The following is a 14,236-nucleotide window of genomic DNA, read 5'->3' on the forward strand; positions in this document are numbered from 1 at the left end:
TTGAAGCCGCGCTCGCCCAGTCGGCCGGGCGCCAGCGGCATCGGCAGCACGAGGTCGCACTGCTCCAGCGCCGGCTCCACCCACGGCGCGCTGCGCAGCAGGGTGGCCAGCGGACCGGCCCAGCCCGCCTCGCCGCGAAACTTGAACTGGGCGATGCAGTCGGGCCACGGCCACGCGTAGGTGCAGGCGGCGAGGCAGGCGTCGAGCGGCGGCGGGTGCTTGATGCACTCGCCGCAACGCGCCACGCCCTCGGGCATCGGCAGCGCGCAGCCCCCGCAGCGCGGGGTCGGCGGCGCGAAGCGGGCCACGCAGGCGTCGCACACGCGCTGTGCGGGCCAGGCGCGGCAGACCTCGCACTGGCTGGGCAGCCGCGCGAGCAGCGAGGTGAAAGGCCTCAGGGCCCGGCGGTTGTGCATGCCTCAATATACTCACGGCCCCATGGCCACCGACCCCGCAAGAAGACCGCCGACCATCGATCCCACGGCGGCCGACCGCTGGCGCCGGCTCGCGCCCGCCGAGGGCTCGCCCTGGCTGCACGAGGAAATCGGCCGCCGGATGGAAGACCGGCTGCAATGGATCAAGGCCCAGCCCCGCACCTGGGCCGACTGGTCGCCGCTGCGCGGCGGCCTCGAAGCCCACGCGCTGCTGGCCCGCCGCTACCGCGACGCCGAAGCCTTCGTCATCGAATCCGAACCCGCATTGGCCGACCGGACCGGCGAGGCACTGACCGCGCCCTGGTGGAGCGCGCGCCGCTGGCAGGGCGGCAAGGCCCGCTTCGACGCCACGCCCGAAGACGGCGTGGACCTGCTGTGGGCCAACATGTCGCTGCACATGGCGGCCGACCCCGAGGCGCTCATCGCGCAGTGGCACCGGCTGGTCGCGACCAACGGCTTCCTGATGTTCTCCTGCCTCGGCCCGGACACGGTGCGCGAGCTGCGCGCTCTGCACGCCCGGCTCGGTTGGCCCGCCGCCGGCCATGAGTACACCGACATGCACGACTGGGGCGACATGCTCGTGCATGCCGGCTTCGCCGAGCCCGTGATGGACATGGAGCGCATCGTGCTCACCTGGGCCACCCCCGAGGCCGCCCTGGCCGAGCTGCGCACGCTGGGGCGCAACCTGCATCCGGCGCGCTTCCCCGCACTGCGCGGCAAGGCCTGGCACCGCGCGCTCAAGCAGGCCCTGCCCGAGCTGGCCCCGGCTGCGGAAGGCGAGGGCCGCATCGCGCTGACCTTCGAGGTCATCTACGGCCACGCCTTCAAGCCGACGCCGCGCGTGGCGCTGTCGCCCGAGAGCGCGGTCTCGCTGCGAGAGATGCGATCGATGCTCCAGCGCGGCCGCCCTGGCGCCTGAGCGACCCGGCAGCCCTCATTCGGTGCGCGGGGCCCGCGCTCTACCCGCTACAATCCGCCGTTGCGTGAAACTCGCGGGTATTGTCCCGTGATCGAGGGGTGTCGGATCCTGTTTGTACGAGGGGTTTGGCCACCATCGACGCACCGATTTGCTGAACTCGCCCGTGTCGAATTCCGTGTTTCGTTTTGCCACCGTCTCAGGCCAGAACATCCACTGGTTCCTGAAACGCAATTGCTCGGTGACGCCGAGCCAGCTGGGCTGGCTCTACGCCTCGCTGTGCGTGGTATCTCTGGGAACGGGCATGGTGTTCTGGCTGCACGGTGCGCCGCTGGTATTGCCATTCGCCTGGCTCGAACTGGCCGCGGTGGGCTTTGCGTTCATGATGTACGCGCGGCATGCCACCGATGGCGAACGGATCGCGCTGCAGGGCGGGCGCCTCGTCGTGGAGCTCGAGAACGGTGGGCACTACGAACGCACGGAATTTCTTCCGCACCAGGTGCGGATCGAACCGCAGACCGGCGATCGTTCGCTGATCGAGGTCTCGGGGCAAGGTCGATCGGTCAGGGTGGGGCGCTATGTACGCCCGGAGTTGCGAGCCGCACTGGCGCGCGAGATTCGCATGGCGTTGCGTGGCGCCTGAGGGGGCTCGCGCGGTGCTGCACGGTTGGGTTTTCGAAAAATTGAAGAAACGTGAACACGATGAAGAGCATTTGGCGCAATAAGTACAGGCCGGCGAATCTGTTGCTGGCGGCCGGCGCGGCGTTCAGCAACGCGGCGCACGCAGTCAACGATCTGCCCGGCGGCCCCGCGGTGCGCCAGCTGAATCTTCCGGTCGGCGTGACCAAGATCGCGCAGGAGCAGCATCTGCTCCACACGATCATGATGATCATCTGCACGGTCATCTTCGTCGCCGTGTTCGCGGTGATGTTCTATTCCATCTGGAAGCACCGCAAGTCGGTGGGCCACAAGGCTGCGAACTTCCATGAATCGGTGGTGGTCGAGGTCATCTGGACCATCGTGCCCTTCCTCATCGTGATCGTGATGGCGCTGCCCGCCACCAAGGTGCTGGTGGCCCAGAAGGACACCACGAACGCCGACCTCACGATCAAGACCACGGGCTACCAGTGGAAGTGGGGCTACGACTACCTGAACGGCGAAGGCGAGGGCCTGGCCTTCATCTCCACGCTCGACAGCTCGCAGCGCGCCATGTCCGACGCCGGTGCCAAGGGTGCCATGCCCGACGACTACCTGCTCAAGGTCGACAACCCGATGGTCGTGCCGGTGCAGAAGAAGGTCCGCATCATCACCACCGCGAACGACGTGATCCACGCCTTCGCCGTGCCGCAGCTGGGCCTCAAGCAGGACGCCATTCCCGGCTTCGTGCGCGACACCTGGTTCCGCGCCGAGACCGTGGGCGACTACTACGGCCAGTGCCAGGAACTGTGCGGCAAGGAACACGCCTACATGCCGATCCACGTGAAGGTGCTGTCGGCTGCCGACTACACCGCCTGGGTCGCCACCAAGCGCAAGGAAGCCGCCGCCAAGCTCGACGACCCGACCAAGGTCTGGACGCTGCCCGACATGCTGGCACGCGGCGAGAAGGTCTACGCCGCCAACTGCGCGGCCTGCCACCAGGCCAACGGCAAGGGCGCAGGCCCGATCAAGCCGCTCGATGGCGCAGCCAAGGTGACCGATTCCGACCACAAGGTGCAGCTGCTGGTGCTGCTCAACGGCCAGAACAACGGTGCCATGCCTGCCTGGAAGCAGCTGAGCGACACCGACCTCGCGGCCGTGGCCACGTACACCAAGAACAGCTGGTCGAACAAGACGGGCCAGCTGGTGCAACCGGCCGAAGTGCTGGCCCTGCGCGGCAAGTGATCCGACGGCGCCCCGCGAAGAAGAAATTGCAAGGAACAACGACATGAGCGCAGTCCTCGACCCCCACGGTCACGCCCCCGGCGGCCACGCACACGACGACCATCACGACCACCACGCGCCCACCGGCTGGCGCCGCTGGGTGTTCGCGACCAACCACAAGGACATCGGCACGCTCTACCTGCTGTTCAGCTTCACGATGCTGATGATCGGCGGCGTGCTCGCCCTGCTGATCCGCGCCGAGCTGTTCCAGCCCGGCCTGCAGATGGTGAACCCCGAGCTGTTCAACCAGTTCACCACCATGCACGGCCTGATCATGGTGTTCGGCGCGATCATGCCGGCCTTCGTGGGCTTCGCGAACTGGATGATCCCGCTGCAGATCGGCGCATCCGACATGGCGTTCGCGCGCATGAACAACTTCAGCTTCTGGCTGCTGATCCCGGCGGCCATCATGCTGGCCGGTTCGTTCTTCATGCCCGGCGGCGCGCCCGCGGCCGGCTGGACGCTGTACGCCCCGCTCACGCTGCAGATGGGCCCCTCGATGGACGCCGGCATCTTCGCGATGCACATCATGGGCGCCTCGTCGATCATGGGTTCGATCAACATCATCGTCACCATCCTGAACATGCGCGCCCCCGGCATGACGCTGATGAAGATGCCGATGTTCTGCTGGACCTGGCTCATCACCGCCTACCTGCTGATCGCCGTGATGCCCGTGCTCGCAGGCGCCATCACGATGACGCTGACCGACCGCCACTTCGGCACCAGCTTCTTCAACCCCGCCGGCGGCGGCGACCCGGTGATGTACCAGCACATCTTCTGGTTCTTCGGCCACCCCGAGGTCTACATCATGATCTTGCCGGCCTTCGGCATCATCAGCCAGGTGGTCCCGGCCTTCGCCCGCAAGAAGCTCTTCGGCTACGCCTCGATGGTGTACGCCACCTCGTCGATCGCCATCCTGTCGTTCATCGTGTGGGCCCACCACATGTTCACGACCGGCATGCCGCTCACGGGCCAGTTGTTCTTCATGTACGCGACCATGCTGATCGCCGTGCCCACGGCCGTGAAGATCTTCAACTGGATCGCCACGATGTGGCAGGGCTCGATGACCTTCGAGACGCCCATGCTGTTCGCGGTCGGCTTCATCTTCGTGTTCACGATGGGCGGCTTCACCGGCCTGATCCTCGCGGTCGCACCGATCGACACGCAGCTGCAGGACACCTACTACGTGGTGGCCCACTTCCACTACGTGCTGGTGGCCGGCTCGCTGTTCGCCATGTTCTCGGGCTTCTACTACTGGGCGCCCAAGTGGACCGGCGTGATGTACAACGAAACGCGCGGCAAGGTCCACTTCTGGTGGTCGCTGATCTCGTTCAACGTCACCTTCTTCCCGATGCACTTCCTGGGTCTGGCCGGCATGCCGCGTCGCTATGCCGACTACCCCATGCAGTTCGCCGACTTCAACGCCATCGCCTCGGTGGGTGCGTTCTTCTTCGGCTTCGCCCAGGTCTACTTCTTCCTGTTCATCGTGCTGCCTTCGATGCGCGGCAAGGGTGAAGCAGCGGCCCAGAAGCCCTGGGAAGCGGCCGAAGGCCTCGAGTGGGAAGTGCCGTCGCCGGCCCCGTTCCACACCTTCGAGAACCCGCCCAAGCTCGACGTGACCGCCACCAAGGTGATCGGCTGATCACCCGCGCACGCCGCACAAGCACCACGACCGCACGACGATGACGACGCCCGAACAAAGAAAGAACAACCGACGCATGGGGCTCACGCTGGCCTCCATCGCGGTGATCTTCTTCATCGGTTTCATCGCCCGCATGGTCTGGTTCAGCGGTCGCTGACCGCACCGCATCGCACTCCGAACGGAAGCAACAGCATGAGCCTCGGTCAACGCATCCGCCGCGCCAACGTCCGCATGGTCGGCAAGCTGGCCGTCGTGACCTGCGGCATGTTCGCCTTCGGCTATGCGCTGGTGCCGATGTACCGCGCCATCTGCGAGATGACCGGCATCAACATCCTCGCGCTCTCCGAGCTCCAGGTGCCAGGCGGCGCCAGCGGCGCCAAGAACGTGCGCGTGCCGGACAACACGCAGGTCGACATGACCCGCACGATCAAGGTCGAGTTCGACTCCAACGTGCGCGGTGGCCTGTGGGACTTCAAGCCGGCCGAGCGCTTCATCGAAGTGCACCCGGGCCAGCTGAACACGGTGATGTACGAGTTCCAGAACACGCAGAACCGCCGCATGGCCGCGCAGGCCATTCCGAGCTACGCGCCGCAGCAGGCCGCGGCGCATTTCAACAAGCTCGAGTGCTTCTGTTTCAACCAGTACACGCTCGACGCGGGCGAGAAGAAGCAGTGGCCGGTCGCCTTCGTGATCGATCCGAAGATCTCGAAGGACGTCAAGACCATCACGCTGTCGTACACCTTCTTCGAGGTGGGCGGCAAGACGCCTCCGGCCCCGGTGGCCGCCGTTTCGCATGCTGTCGCCGATGAGCCGCGCTCGTGACCTCGTCGTTGCCGCCCGAAGCCCCGCGCCGCAAGCCCACGCTGTGGGACACGATGAAGGCGGTGGGCTGGTCGTTCTTCGGGGTGCGTCGCAACAGCGCCTACAAGGAAGACCTGGGCAAGCTCAATCCGCTGCACGTCATCGTGGTGGCGTTTGCTGCAGTGATCGTCTTCGTGGTCGGGCTGGTGCTGCTGGTGCGGCATGTGGTCGCGGCCGCCTGAGCGCTGCCTGCTGAGCCGAAGATAAAAAACCACGATCTCCAGAATCATTGAATCGAGAGAAGAAAGAAAGCCAGGAGCTGATATGAGTTCAACCACCCACGGCACCACGCCCTACTACTTCGTGCCCGGACCCTCGGCCTACCCGGTCGTGTCCGCGATCGGCTTGTTCTTCGTGATCCTCGGCGCGGGGCAATGGATCAACAGCCACCAGTGGGGCGCCTGGTCGCTGCTGCTGGGCATGGTGATCTGGCTCGGCACGCTCTTCGTGTGGTTCCGCGCCGCCGTCGGCGAGAGCGAGAGCGGCCAGTACGGCCACAAGATCGACCTCTCGTACCGCTGGAGCATGAGCTGGTTCATCTTCTCGGAAGTGATGTTCTTCGGCGCCTTCTTCACGGCGCTGTGGTGGGCCCGCACCCACGCGCTGCCGACGCTCGGCAGCCTGGACAACGCGATCCTCTGGCCCGACTTCAAGGCCGTGTGGCCCAGCGTCGCCGCCGGCGTGACCGGTTCGCCGGCCGGCATCATCGAGCCCTTCCAGACCGTCGGCCCGTTCTGGCTGCCGACCATCAACACCGCGCTGCTGCTGAGCTCGGGCGTGACGCTGACTATCGCCCACCACGCGCTGCGTGCCGACCACCGCGCACAGTGCATCCGCTTCATGTGGCTCACCGTGCTGCTGGGCGTGATCTTCCTGGGCGTGCAGGGCTACGAGTACTTCCACCTGTACACCGAACTGAATCTCAAGCTCAGCTCGGGCACCTACGGCTCGACCTTCTTCATGCTGACCGGCTTCCACGGCCTGCACGTGTTCATCGGCATGCTGATGCTGCTGTTCATCACGCTGCGCCTGCAGAAGGGCCACTTCACCGCCGAGCGTCACTTCGGCTTCGAAGGTGCCGCCTGGTACTGGCACTTCGTGGACGTGGTCTGGCTGGGTCTGTACGTGCTGGTCTATTGGCTTTGAGCGAAAAACCTCACGGCATTCCAGAAAAAAGGCGCCGTAAGGCGCCTTTTTCATGGTTCTCGTGGAACGAGCACCATCTGTTACTTCCCGAGCGGGAGCCCGGTGGGCTGGATGTAGCCGAGTTTCCAGGCCAGCAGCATGCACAGGAACAAAAAGACCGACAGGCCGATCCGAAAGGTGAGGGCACGGGCCATGCCGCCGCGCTTGTTCTGCCCGTCGCGACCGTCCTTCAGCATAAAGTAGAGCGCGAAAGCGAGGCTCGCGAAGATGCCCAGAAAGATCAGGGCGACGAAATATTTCATGACCCGCATTATCGGCCGCACGCCCCGTCCGCTCCAGTGACCCCCGAGCCTCTCGTTTCCTCTGCCACGCCGCGCCGCCGCGCGGGCCGGGGCCGTTTCCTGGTCGTGACGCTGGCGGCCGTGCTGGCGCTGGCCGCCACCGTGTCGCTGGGTCGCTGGCAGCTGTCGCGTGCCGCGCAGAAAGAGGCGCTGCAGGCCCGCATCGACGCGCAGAAGCTGAAAGCCCCGCTGTCCCAGGCCGAGTTCCTGGCGCTGGGCGAAGCCGCCGGCGAGATGCACCGGCCGGTGCGCCTGCGCGGCCTGTGGCTCACGGCGCAGACGGTCTACCTGGACAATCGCCAGATGCACGGCACGCCGGGCTTCTACGTGCTGACGCCGTTCGCACTCGAAGGCAGCGAGCAGACCGTGATGGTCCAGCGCGGCTGGGTGCAGCGCAATTTCGTCGACCGCACGCAGCTCGGCGTGGTCGAGACGCCGCCCGGCATCGTCGAGCTCACGGCGCTGATCGAGCCGCCGCCGAGCCATCTGTTCGAACTCGGCGCGAAGGCTGCGGCCGCACCGGCGCCCGCGGCATCGGCCACCGCACCGGCCCCCGTGGCGTCAGGCCCCACCGCTCCGGCACCGGGCATTCAGGGGTCTTCCCCCATCCGGCAAAATCTCGACCTGGAGGCATTCCGCGGCGAGACCCAGCTGCCGCTGCGCACCGACGTGTCGCTGCAGCAGAGCGGGCCGGCGTCCGAGGGCCTGCAGCGCGACTGGCCGGCCCCGGCGTTGGGCCTGGAGAGGCACTACGGTTACGCATTCCAGTGGTTCGGCCTGTCGGCCCTCGTTGTCATCCTCTATGTCTGGTTCCAATTCATCTCCCCCTTCCGGCGCGCGCGGCGCCGCGCACGCGATGGCCGCGGCCTCTGACGAGCCGCTGGGCCTGACCGTGCACTCGATGCCGTCGCCGGGCCAGGCGCTGGACGAGGCCGAGAACCGTCGCACCGTCCACGGGCGCTGGAAGATGATCGCCGTGCTGCTGATGTGCGCGGCACCCGTGATCGCCTCGTACTTCACCTACTACGTGATCCGGCCCGAGGGCCGCAGCGTGTACGGCGAGCTGATCGATCCGCAGCGCGAGATGCCCCGTCTCACGGCAACCGACCGCAGCGGCGCGCCGGTCGAGCTGGCCACGCTCAAGGGCCAGTGGCTGCTGGTGGCGGTGGCTGACGCCGCCTGCGACGCGCTGTGCGAGCAGCAGCTGTACCTGCAGCGCCAACTGCGCGAGAGCCTGGGCCGCGAGAAAGACCGCCTGGACCGCGTCTGGCTCGTGAGCGACGCGGCGCCCGTGCCCGAGCGCCTGACCAACGGCCTGCACGGCGCGACCGTGCTGCGCGTGCCGGCCGACCAACTCGCCCGCTGGCTCGCGCCCGTGCAAGGGCACGCGCTGTCCGAGCACCTCTACGTGGTCGATCCGATGGGCAACTGGATGATGCGTTTCCCGGCCCGCATGGACGCCGCCGGCGCGAGCCGCGCCAAGCGCGACATCGACCGCCTGCTGCGCGCCTCGTCGTCGTGGGACGAAGCGGGCCGCTGAGCCCGCGCGAACAACCACCGCCTCATGGACACGAGCTCCCTCTACGACCTCACGCCGATCGCCTGGATGATGGGCGCCGGCGTGCTGCTCGCGCTCGGGCCGCTGGTCTGGGTGTGGCGCCGCAATGCCGGCTCCGGCCCCGCGCGGCGGCTGCATGCGCTGACCGTGCTCACGCTGTTCCTCACCTTCGACCTCACGCTGTTCGGCGCCTTCACGCGGCTCACCGATTCGGGCCTGGGCTGCCCCGACTGGCCCGGCTGCTACGGCAACGCCAGCCCGGCCGGCGCGCGCCACGAGATCGCCATGGCGCAGGCGGCTCAGCCGACCGGCCCGGTGACGCACAGCAAGGCCTGGATCGAAATGGTCCACCGTTACCTCGCGACCGGCGTCGGGGTGCTGATCCTCACGCTGGCCGGCGCCACCTGGATCGTGCGCCGCCGCCAGCGGCGCCAGCCCGCGCCGCCGGTCGACAGCGCGCACCACCACGTCGTGCTCAGTGCCTGGTGGCCCGCGGCCACGCTGGTCTGGGTCTGCCTGCAGGGCGCCTTCGGCGCCATGACCGTCACCTGGAAGCTGTTCCCCGCCATCGTCACGATGCACCTGATGGGCGCCATCGTGCTGCTCGCGCTGCTGTGCATCCAGGCCGTGCGCTACCGCCAGGTGGCGGCGCAGCGCCTGCCCACGGCCGTGTCGCCAGCCCTGCGCAACGGGCTGATCGCCACGGCGGTGCTGCTGGTGCTGCAGATCGCGCTCGGCGGCTGGGTCAGCACCAACTACGCGGTGCTGGCCTGCACGCAGTTCCCGACCTGCCAGGACAGCTGGTGGCCGCCGATGAATTTCGTGCAGGGCTTCGAGATCTGGCGCCACCTCGGCGTGACCGGCGACGGCCAGCCGCTCGACTTTTCCGCCCTCACCGCCATCCACTACGCGCACCGCCTCATGGCGTACGCCGTGTTCGTGGCGCTCGGCCTGCTGGCCTGGCGCCTGCGCCGCCTCGAGGCGCTGCGCCCGCAGGCCCACTGGCTGCTCGGGCTGGCGCTGCTGCAGCTGGCCACGGGCCTGGGCAACGTGCTGCTCGGCTGGCCGCTGGCCGCCGCCGTGCTCCACACCGGCGGCGCCGCGGCGCTGGCCGTGGTCCTGACCTGGGCGCTGTGCGAGAGCCGGCGCGAAAGCGCCGCCGCTGCACCGATTCCGCGCGCCGCCGACAATGCGCGCGGCACCCCCCAACCGAAGAAAGCCACCGCGTGAGCACCCCGATTCCTGTTCAGCACGCCAGCACCGCCAACGTGCTGCGCCAGTTCTACGCGCTCACCAAGCCGCGCGTGGTGCAGCTGATCGTGTTCTGCGCGCTCATCGGCATGGTGCTGGCCGTGCCCGGCCTGCCGTCGTGGGCCGATGTGCAGCGCGGCGTGCTGGCCTGCCTGGGCATCTGGCTGGTGGCCGGCGCGGCCGCCGCGTTCAACTGCTTGGTCGAGAAGGGCATCGACGCCAAGATGAAGCGCACCGCCTGGCGCCCCACGGCGCGCGGGCAGCTCAGCGACATGCAGGCGCTGGTGTTTTCGGCGCTGCTGTGCGCGGCCGGCTCGGCGCTGCTGTGGTTCACGGTCAACCCGCTGACCATGTGGCTCACCTTCGCCACCTTCGTCGGCTACGCGGTGATCTACACCGTCATCCTGAAGCCGCTGACGCCGCAGAACATCGTGATCGGCGGCGCCTCGGGCGCCATGCCGCCGGTGCTGGGCTGGTCGGCCATGACGGGCGACGTCGGTCCCGAGGCGTTGATCCTGTTCCTGATCATCTTCCTGTGGACCCCGCCGCACTTCTGGGCGCTGGCGCTGTACCGCGTCGAGGACTACCGCAAGGCCGGCCTGCCGATGCTGCCCGTGACGCACGGCAACGAGTTCACGCGGCTGCAGGTGCTGCTGTACACCTTCATCCTGTTCGCTGCCTGCCTGATGCCCTTCATCTACGGCATGAGCGGCTGGCTCTACCTCGTGGTCGCCATCGGCGTGAGCATCGGCTTCACCGGCTATGCCTTCGCGCTGTGGCGCAACTACTCCGACACGCTGGCGCGCAAGACCTTCCGGTTTTCGCTCATCCACCTGAGCGTGCTGTTCGCGGCGCTGCTCGTCGACCATTACCTCCGCTGACCTGACCTGCCCATGAACAAGCGCAATGCCCTGAAATCGATCGCCGCCACGGCCGGCTGGGTGGCCGCCTCGGCCACGCTGGGCCTGGGCCTTTCGGCCTGCAGCGAGCAGCCGAAGCAGAGCTTCCAGGCGGTCGACATCACGGGCGCCGACTACGCCAAAGACTTCTCGCTCACCGACGCCGACGGCAAGGTGCGCACGCTGGCCGACTTCAAGGGCAAGGCGGTGGTGCTGTTCTTCGGCTACGTGCAGTGCCCCGACGTCTGCCCGACCACCATGACCGAGATGGCGCAGGTCAAGCAGCAGCTCGGCGCCGACGGCAGCAAGCTGCAGGTGCTGTTCGTCACCGTCGATCCGGCGCGCGACACGCCCGAGGTGCTCAAGGCCTACATGGGCGCGTTCGACCCGAGCTTCGTGGCGCTCATCCCCACGCCCGAGCAGCTGGCCGCCGTCGCGAAGGACTTCAAGGTCTACTACAAGAAGGTCGAGGGCAAGACGCCGACCAGCTACGCCATGGACCACTCGGCCGCCAGCTACATCTACGACCCGCAAGGCCGGCTGCGGCTCTACGCGCGTTACGGCGCGGGCGTGCCGGCGATGGTGTCGGACCTGAAGACGCTGCTCGCGTCCTGAGCCGGGCGCCCGGGGCATGGACGCCGCATCGGTCGCGCACCTGAAGTCGCGCAAGGGCGCGTTCCGCATCGCACTCATTCCGCCCGAGGTGCTGGGCGCGCTGAACGGCGGGCTGCTCGAGACCGTCAACCTCAACGAATTCCTCGCGCTCGAACTGCCGCTGCTCGCGCGCAGCGTGGCGGGCCATGTCGGCCTCGACGCGGCGCACGAACGGCTGGACGACACGCTCGCCATGCTGGCCGCCTTCAAGCCCATGCAGCGCCACAGCCACATCGCACGGGCGCTGTACGACATGACGGCCGAACACGCCGAACGCGATGCCGTGGCACACCGGCTGGCCACGCACGCCAGCGACGTGGCGCGCTGCTGGGCGGTGCAGTGGATCACGCTGTCGGGCCTGCCGCTGGCGGCCCAGCTCGACGCCGCGCGCCGCTTCGCCGCCGACCCGCATTTCGGCGTGCGCGAGTTCGCCTGGATGGCGGTGCGCGACAGCGTCATCGATTCGCTCGACGAAGCGCTGGCGCTGCTGCAGCCCTGGGTGGCCGATGCCGATCCGAACGTGCGCCGCTTCGCCAGCGAGCTCACGCGCCCGCGCGGCGTGTGGTGCGCGCAGATCGAGACGCTGAAGGCCGAGCCCTGGCTGGCGCTGCCGCTGCTGGAGCCGCTGCGCGCCGACGCGCATCGCTACGTGCAGAACTCGGTCGCCAACTGGCTCAACGACGCGAGCAAGACGCAGCCCGAGTGGGTCGAGACGCTGTGCACGCGCTGGGTGGCCGAGTCGCCGGTCGCCGAGACCCGCTACATCGCGAAGCGGGCGCTGCGCACGCTGACCAAGTCGACGCCCTGAAGCGCCCCCGAACGAAAAAAAGCCCGGCACTGCCGGGCTTTTTTCGTGGAGGAGGGCGGTCGTGACGCTTACGCGTACTCGGCCAGCGCCTTCTTCATCTTCTTCATCGCCGCCACTTCGATCTGGCGGATGCGCTCGGCGCTCACGCCGTACACCGCGGCCAGGTCGTGCAGCGTCATGCCGCCCGAGCCGTCGTCGTTCACCTTGAGCCAGCGCTCTTCGACGATGCGGCGGCTGCGGTCGTCCAGCGCCTCCAGGGCGGTGGCGATGCCGTCGCTCGACAGGCGGTCGCGCTGCTGCGATTCGAGCAAAGCGGTCGGTTCCTGCGTGGCGTCGGCCAGGTAGGCGATGGGGCCGAAGCCTTCGTCGCCGTCATCGGACGGACCCGGATCGAGCAGCACGTCGCCGCCCGACAGGCGGGTTTCCATCTCGAGCACTTCCTCGGGCTTCACGTTCAGACGCGTGGCCATCTGCGAGACCTCGTCGGGGCTCAGCGTCTCGCGGTGCGTGCCGTTGTCGGCCGCAGCCGAGTCGGCCTTGAAACCCTGCTTCATCGAACGCAGATTGAAGAACAGCTTGCGCTGCGCCTTGGTCGTCGCGACCTTGACCATGCGCCAGTTCTTCAGGATGTACTCGTGGATCTCGGCCTTGATCCAGTGCATGGCGTAGCTCACCAGCCGCACGCCCTGGTCGGGGTCGAAACGCTTCACGGCCTTCATGAGACCGACGTTGCCTTCCTGAATCAGGTCGCCGTGCGGCAGCCCGTAGCCCAGGTACTGGCGGGAAATGGACACGACCAGGCGCAGGTGCGACAGGATCAGCGCACCGGCAGCTTCGAGGTCGTTCTGGTCGCGCAACTTGCGTGCGAAGCCCTGCTCTTCTTCGAGCGTGAGCAGCGGCAGGCGGTTGGCGGCCGAAATGTAGGCATCCAGGTTGCCCAGCGGGGGGACCATCGACCAGGGGTTGGCGACGGCCAGCTGGTTGGCAGAGACTCCAGACAGCGTTGTCATCAGGGGAAACTCCTTTGTGGCGGTCATATTAGCACTCGGTTAGAGGGAGTGCTAAGCCAAGGGTTCCCTTGGGTTTCTATCGTTGCGATAGCTTTTGTCGCGATTTGTTGGATATTTGTATGCCGTTTGGCGTTTTTCAAGTCCTGGAGGCCTGCCCCAGCAGCCAGTCCTGGAACGCCAGGATGCGCGGGTCCCCAGTGCTGCCTTCCGGGTAGACCAGGTGGTAGGCGTAGCCCGCCGCCATGGGTACGCCGATGTTGAACAGCCGCACCAGCCGGCCCTGGGCGAGGTCGGCGCCGATCATGTCCAGGTCGGCCAGGCCGACCATGCCGCTCTCGGTGACGGCGCGCACCACGTCGCTCGAGTCGGCGAAGCCGATGCAGCGGCTGTCGTCGAAGCCCTCGATGCCTGCCGCGGCCATCCACATCGGCCAGTTCGGCCAGACCATGCCGTCGGTCTTCCAGTCGACGTAGCACAGCGTGTGCTGGAACAGGTCGCGAGGCGTCGCCAGCGGGAGCCCGCTGGCGAGCAGCCTGGGGCTGCAGACCGGCACGATCACGGTGTCGAACAGGCGCTGTGCGCGCGTGCCCGGGTCTTGTCCATTGCCGAAGCGGATCGCCACGTCGATGTCGTCGGCGTCGAAATCCCGCAGCGCATCGGAAATATCGAAACCCAGTTCCAGCCCCGGGTTCGCGGCCCGGAACTGCGGCAGCCGGGGCAGCAGCCAGTTGGTCGCGAAACGGGCGCTGGTCGACAGCCGCAGCGTCGCCGCCCCGCGCGCCATGCGCCGGGCGCG

The 14,236-nt window shown here is 67.6% G+C and carries 18 protein-coding genes; 14 read left to right on the plus strand and 4 right to left on the minus strand.

The genetic code is table 11. The annotated features are described in order from the left end of the window. Positions 1 to 416 (minus strand): type I phosphoribosyltransferase (locus VBO01S_RS27540; RefSeq protein ID WP_169805094.1); only part of this gene is annotated, 416 nt, incomplete at its 3' end. 22 nt (positions 417 to 438) lie between these two features. On the opposite strand from VBO01S_RS27540, the gene VBO01S_RS27545 reads away from it, so the two are divergent. The 8 genes from VBO01S_RS27545 to VBO01S_RS27575 all read left to right on the plus strand — a co-directional run bounded on the left by VBO01S_RS27545 (position 439) and on the right by VBO01S_RS27575 (position 6,919). After that, the gene (locus tag VBO01S_RS27545; protein ID WP_062481352.1) at positions 439 to 1,353 is read left to right on the plus strand and encodes a class I SAM-dependent methyltransferase; all 915 of its coding nucleotides are present in this window, start codon (positions 439 to 441) and stop codon (positions 1,351 to 1,353) included. Positions 1,354 to 1,516: 163 nt separating this feature from the next. Beyond that, a complete protein-coding gene (locus VBO01S_RS27550) occupies positions 1,517 to 1,993 on the plus strand; it encodes a DUF2244 domain-containing protein (RefSeq protein ID WP_056578078.1) in 477 nt (158 codons plus the stop codon). Positions 1,994 to 2,052: 59 nt separating this feature from the next. Further along, a complete protein-coding gene (gene coxB / locus VBO01S_RS27555; RefSeq protein WP_062481354.1) occupies positions 2,053 to 3,231 on the plus strand; it encodes a cytochrome c oxidase subunit II in 1,179 nt (392 codons plus the stop codon). A gap of 43 nt (positions 3,232 to 3,274) precedes the next feature. Continuing rightward, positions 3,275 to 4,912: a cytochrome c oxidase subunit I gene (ctaD, locus tag VBO01S_RS27560; protein WP_062481356.1), complete on the plus strand. Its 1,638-nt coding sequence runs from the start codon at positions 3,275 to 3,277 to the stop codon at positions 4,910 to 4,912. Positions 4,913 to 4,952: 40 nt separating this feature from the next. Continuing rightward, positions 4,953 to 5,069, plus strand: a complete 117-nt coding sequence (locus tag VBO01S_RS33095) for a cytochrome oxidase small assembly protein (protein ID WP_216846572.1) — start codon at positions 4,953 to 4,955, stop codon at positions 5,067 to 5,069. Between the two features lie 35 nt (positions 5,070 to 5,104). Continuing rightward, positions 5,105 to 5,734 (plus strand): cytochrome c oxidase assembly protein, encoded by a 630-nt coding sequence (locus VBO01S_RS27565; protein ID WP_056577955.1) that lies wholly within the window; start codon positions 5,105 to 5,107, stop codon positions 5,732 to 5,734. Between the two features lie 53 nt (positions 5,735 to 5,787). Beyond that, the gene (locus tag VBO01S_RS27570) at positions 5,788 to 5,955 is read left to right on the plus strand and encodes a DUF2970 domain-containing protein (RefSeq protein WP_082818316.1); all 168 of its coding nucleotides are present in this window, start codon (positions 5,788 to 5,790) and stop codon (positions 5,953 to 5,955) included. Between the two features lie 82 nt (positions 5,956 to 6,037). Then, positions 6,038 to 6,919, plus strand: a complete 882-nt coding sequence (locus VBO01S_RS27575; protein ID WP_062481365.1) for a cytochrome c oxidase subunit 3 — start codon at positions 6,038 to 6,040, stop codon at positions 6,917 to 6,919. 80 nt (positions 6,920 to 6,999) lie between these two features. Here the strand turns inward: VBO01S_RS27575 and VBO01S_RS27580 are convergent, their stop codons facing one another. Next, positions 7,000 to 7,230: a twin transmembrane helix small protein gene (locus VBO01S_RS27580; protein WP_062481367.1), complete on the minus strand. Its 231-nt coding sequence runs from the start codon at positions 7,228 to 7,230 to the stop codon at positions 7,000 to 7,002. A gap of 27 nt (positions 7,231 to 7,257) precedes the next feature. On the opposite strand from VBO01S_RS27580, the gene VBO01S_RS27585 reads away from it, so the two are divergent. The 6 genes from VBO01S_RS27585 to VBO01S_RS27610 are packed head-to-tail and all read left to right on the plus strand — an operon-like array spanning position 7,258 to position 12,430. After that, the gene (locus VBO01S_RS27585; RefSeq protein WP_062481369.1) at positions 7,258 to 8,133 is read left to right on the plus strand and encodes an SURF1 family protein; all 876 of its coding nucleotides are present in this window, start codon (positions 7,258 to 7,260) and stop codon (positions 8,131 to 8,133) included. Beyond that, entirely contained in the window at positions 8,117 to 8,800 is a 684-nt protein-coding gene (locus tag VBO01S_RS27590; protein ID WP_062481371.1) for a redox-active disulfide-containing membrane protein, read from the plus strand. The genes VBO01S_RS27585 and VBO01S_RS27590 overlap by 17 nt, the downstream gene beginning before the upstream one ends. 24 nt (positions 8,801 to 8,824) lie before the next feature. Next, positions 8,825 to 10,048 carry a COX15/CtaA family protein gene (locus VBO01S_RS27595; protein WP_062481373.1) on the plus strand — a complete coding sequence of 408 codons (1,224 nt, stop codon included), beginning with the start codon at positions 8,825 to 8,827 and terminating at the stop codon, positions 10,046 to 10,048. Beyond that, positions 10,045 to 10,950, plus strand: a complete 906-nt coding sequence (gene cyoE, locus VBO01S_RS27600) for a heme o synthase (RefSeq protein ID WP_062481375.1) — start codon at positions 10,045 to 10,047, stop codon at positions 10,948 to 10,950. The genes VBO01S_RS27595 and cyoE overlap by 4 nt, the downstream gene beginning before the upstream one ends. Before the next feature lie 12 nt (positions 10,951 to 10,962). Then, the gene (locus VBO01S_RS27605) at positions 10,963 to 11,583 is read left to right on the plus strand and encodes an SCO family protein (protein WP_082818315.1); all 621 of its coding nucleotides are present in this window, start codon (positions 10,963 to 10,965) and stop codon (positions 11,581 to 11,583) included. A 16-nt stretch (positions 11,584 to 11,599) separates the two neighbouring features. Further along, on the plus strand, positions 11,600 to 12,430 hold the full coding sequence (locus VBO01S_RS27610) for a DNA alkylation repair protein (RefSeq protein ID WP_062481379.1): 831 nt from the start codon (positions 11,600 to 11,602) through the stop codon (positions 12,428 to 12,430). 68 nt (positions 12,431 to 12,498) lie between these two features. On the opposite strand, the gene rpoH is transcribed toward VBO01S_RS27610, so the two are convergent. Together rpoH and VBO01S_RS27620 are read right to left on the minus strand one after the other, a co-directional pair. Next, positions 12,499 to 13,440: an RNA polymerase sigma factor RpoH gene (gene rpoH, locus VBO01S_RS27615; protein ID WP_056577975.1), complete on the minus strand. Its 942-nt coding sequence runs from the start codon at positions 13,438 to 13,440 to the stop codon at positions 12,499 to 12,501. 136 nt (positions 13,441 to 13,576) lie between these two features. Continuing rightward, positions 13,577 to 14,236: LysR substrate-binding domain-containing protein (locus VBO01S_RS27620; RefSeq protein ID WP_062481381.1), on the minus strand; the 660-nt coding region annotated here is incomplete at its 5' end.

The sequence above is a fragment of the Variovorax boronicumulans NBRC 103145 genome (genome assembly GCF_001591345.1).
GTDB classification, from domain to species: Bacteria; Pseudomonadota; Gammaproteobacteria; order Burkholderiales; family Burkholderiaceae_C; genus Variovorax; species Variovorax boronicumulans.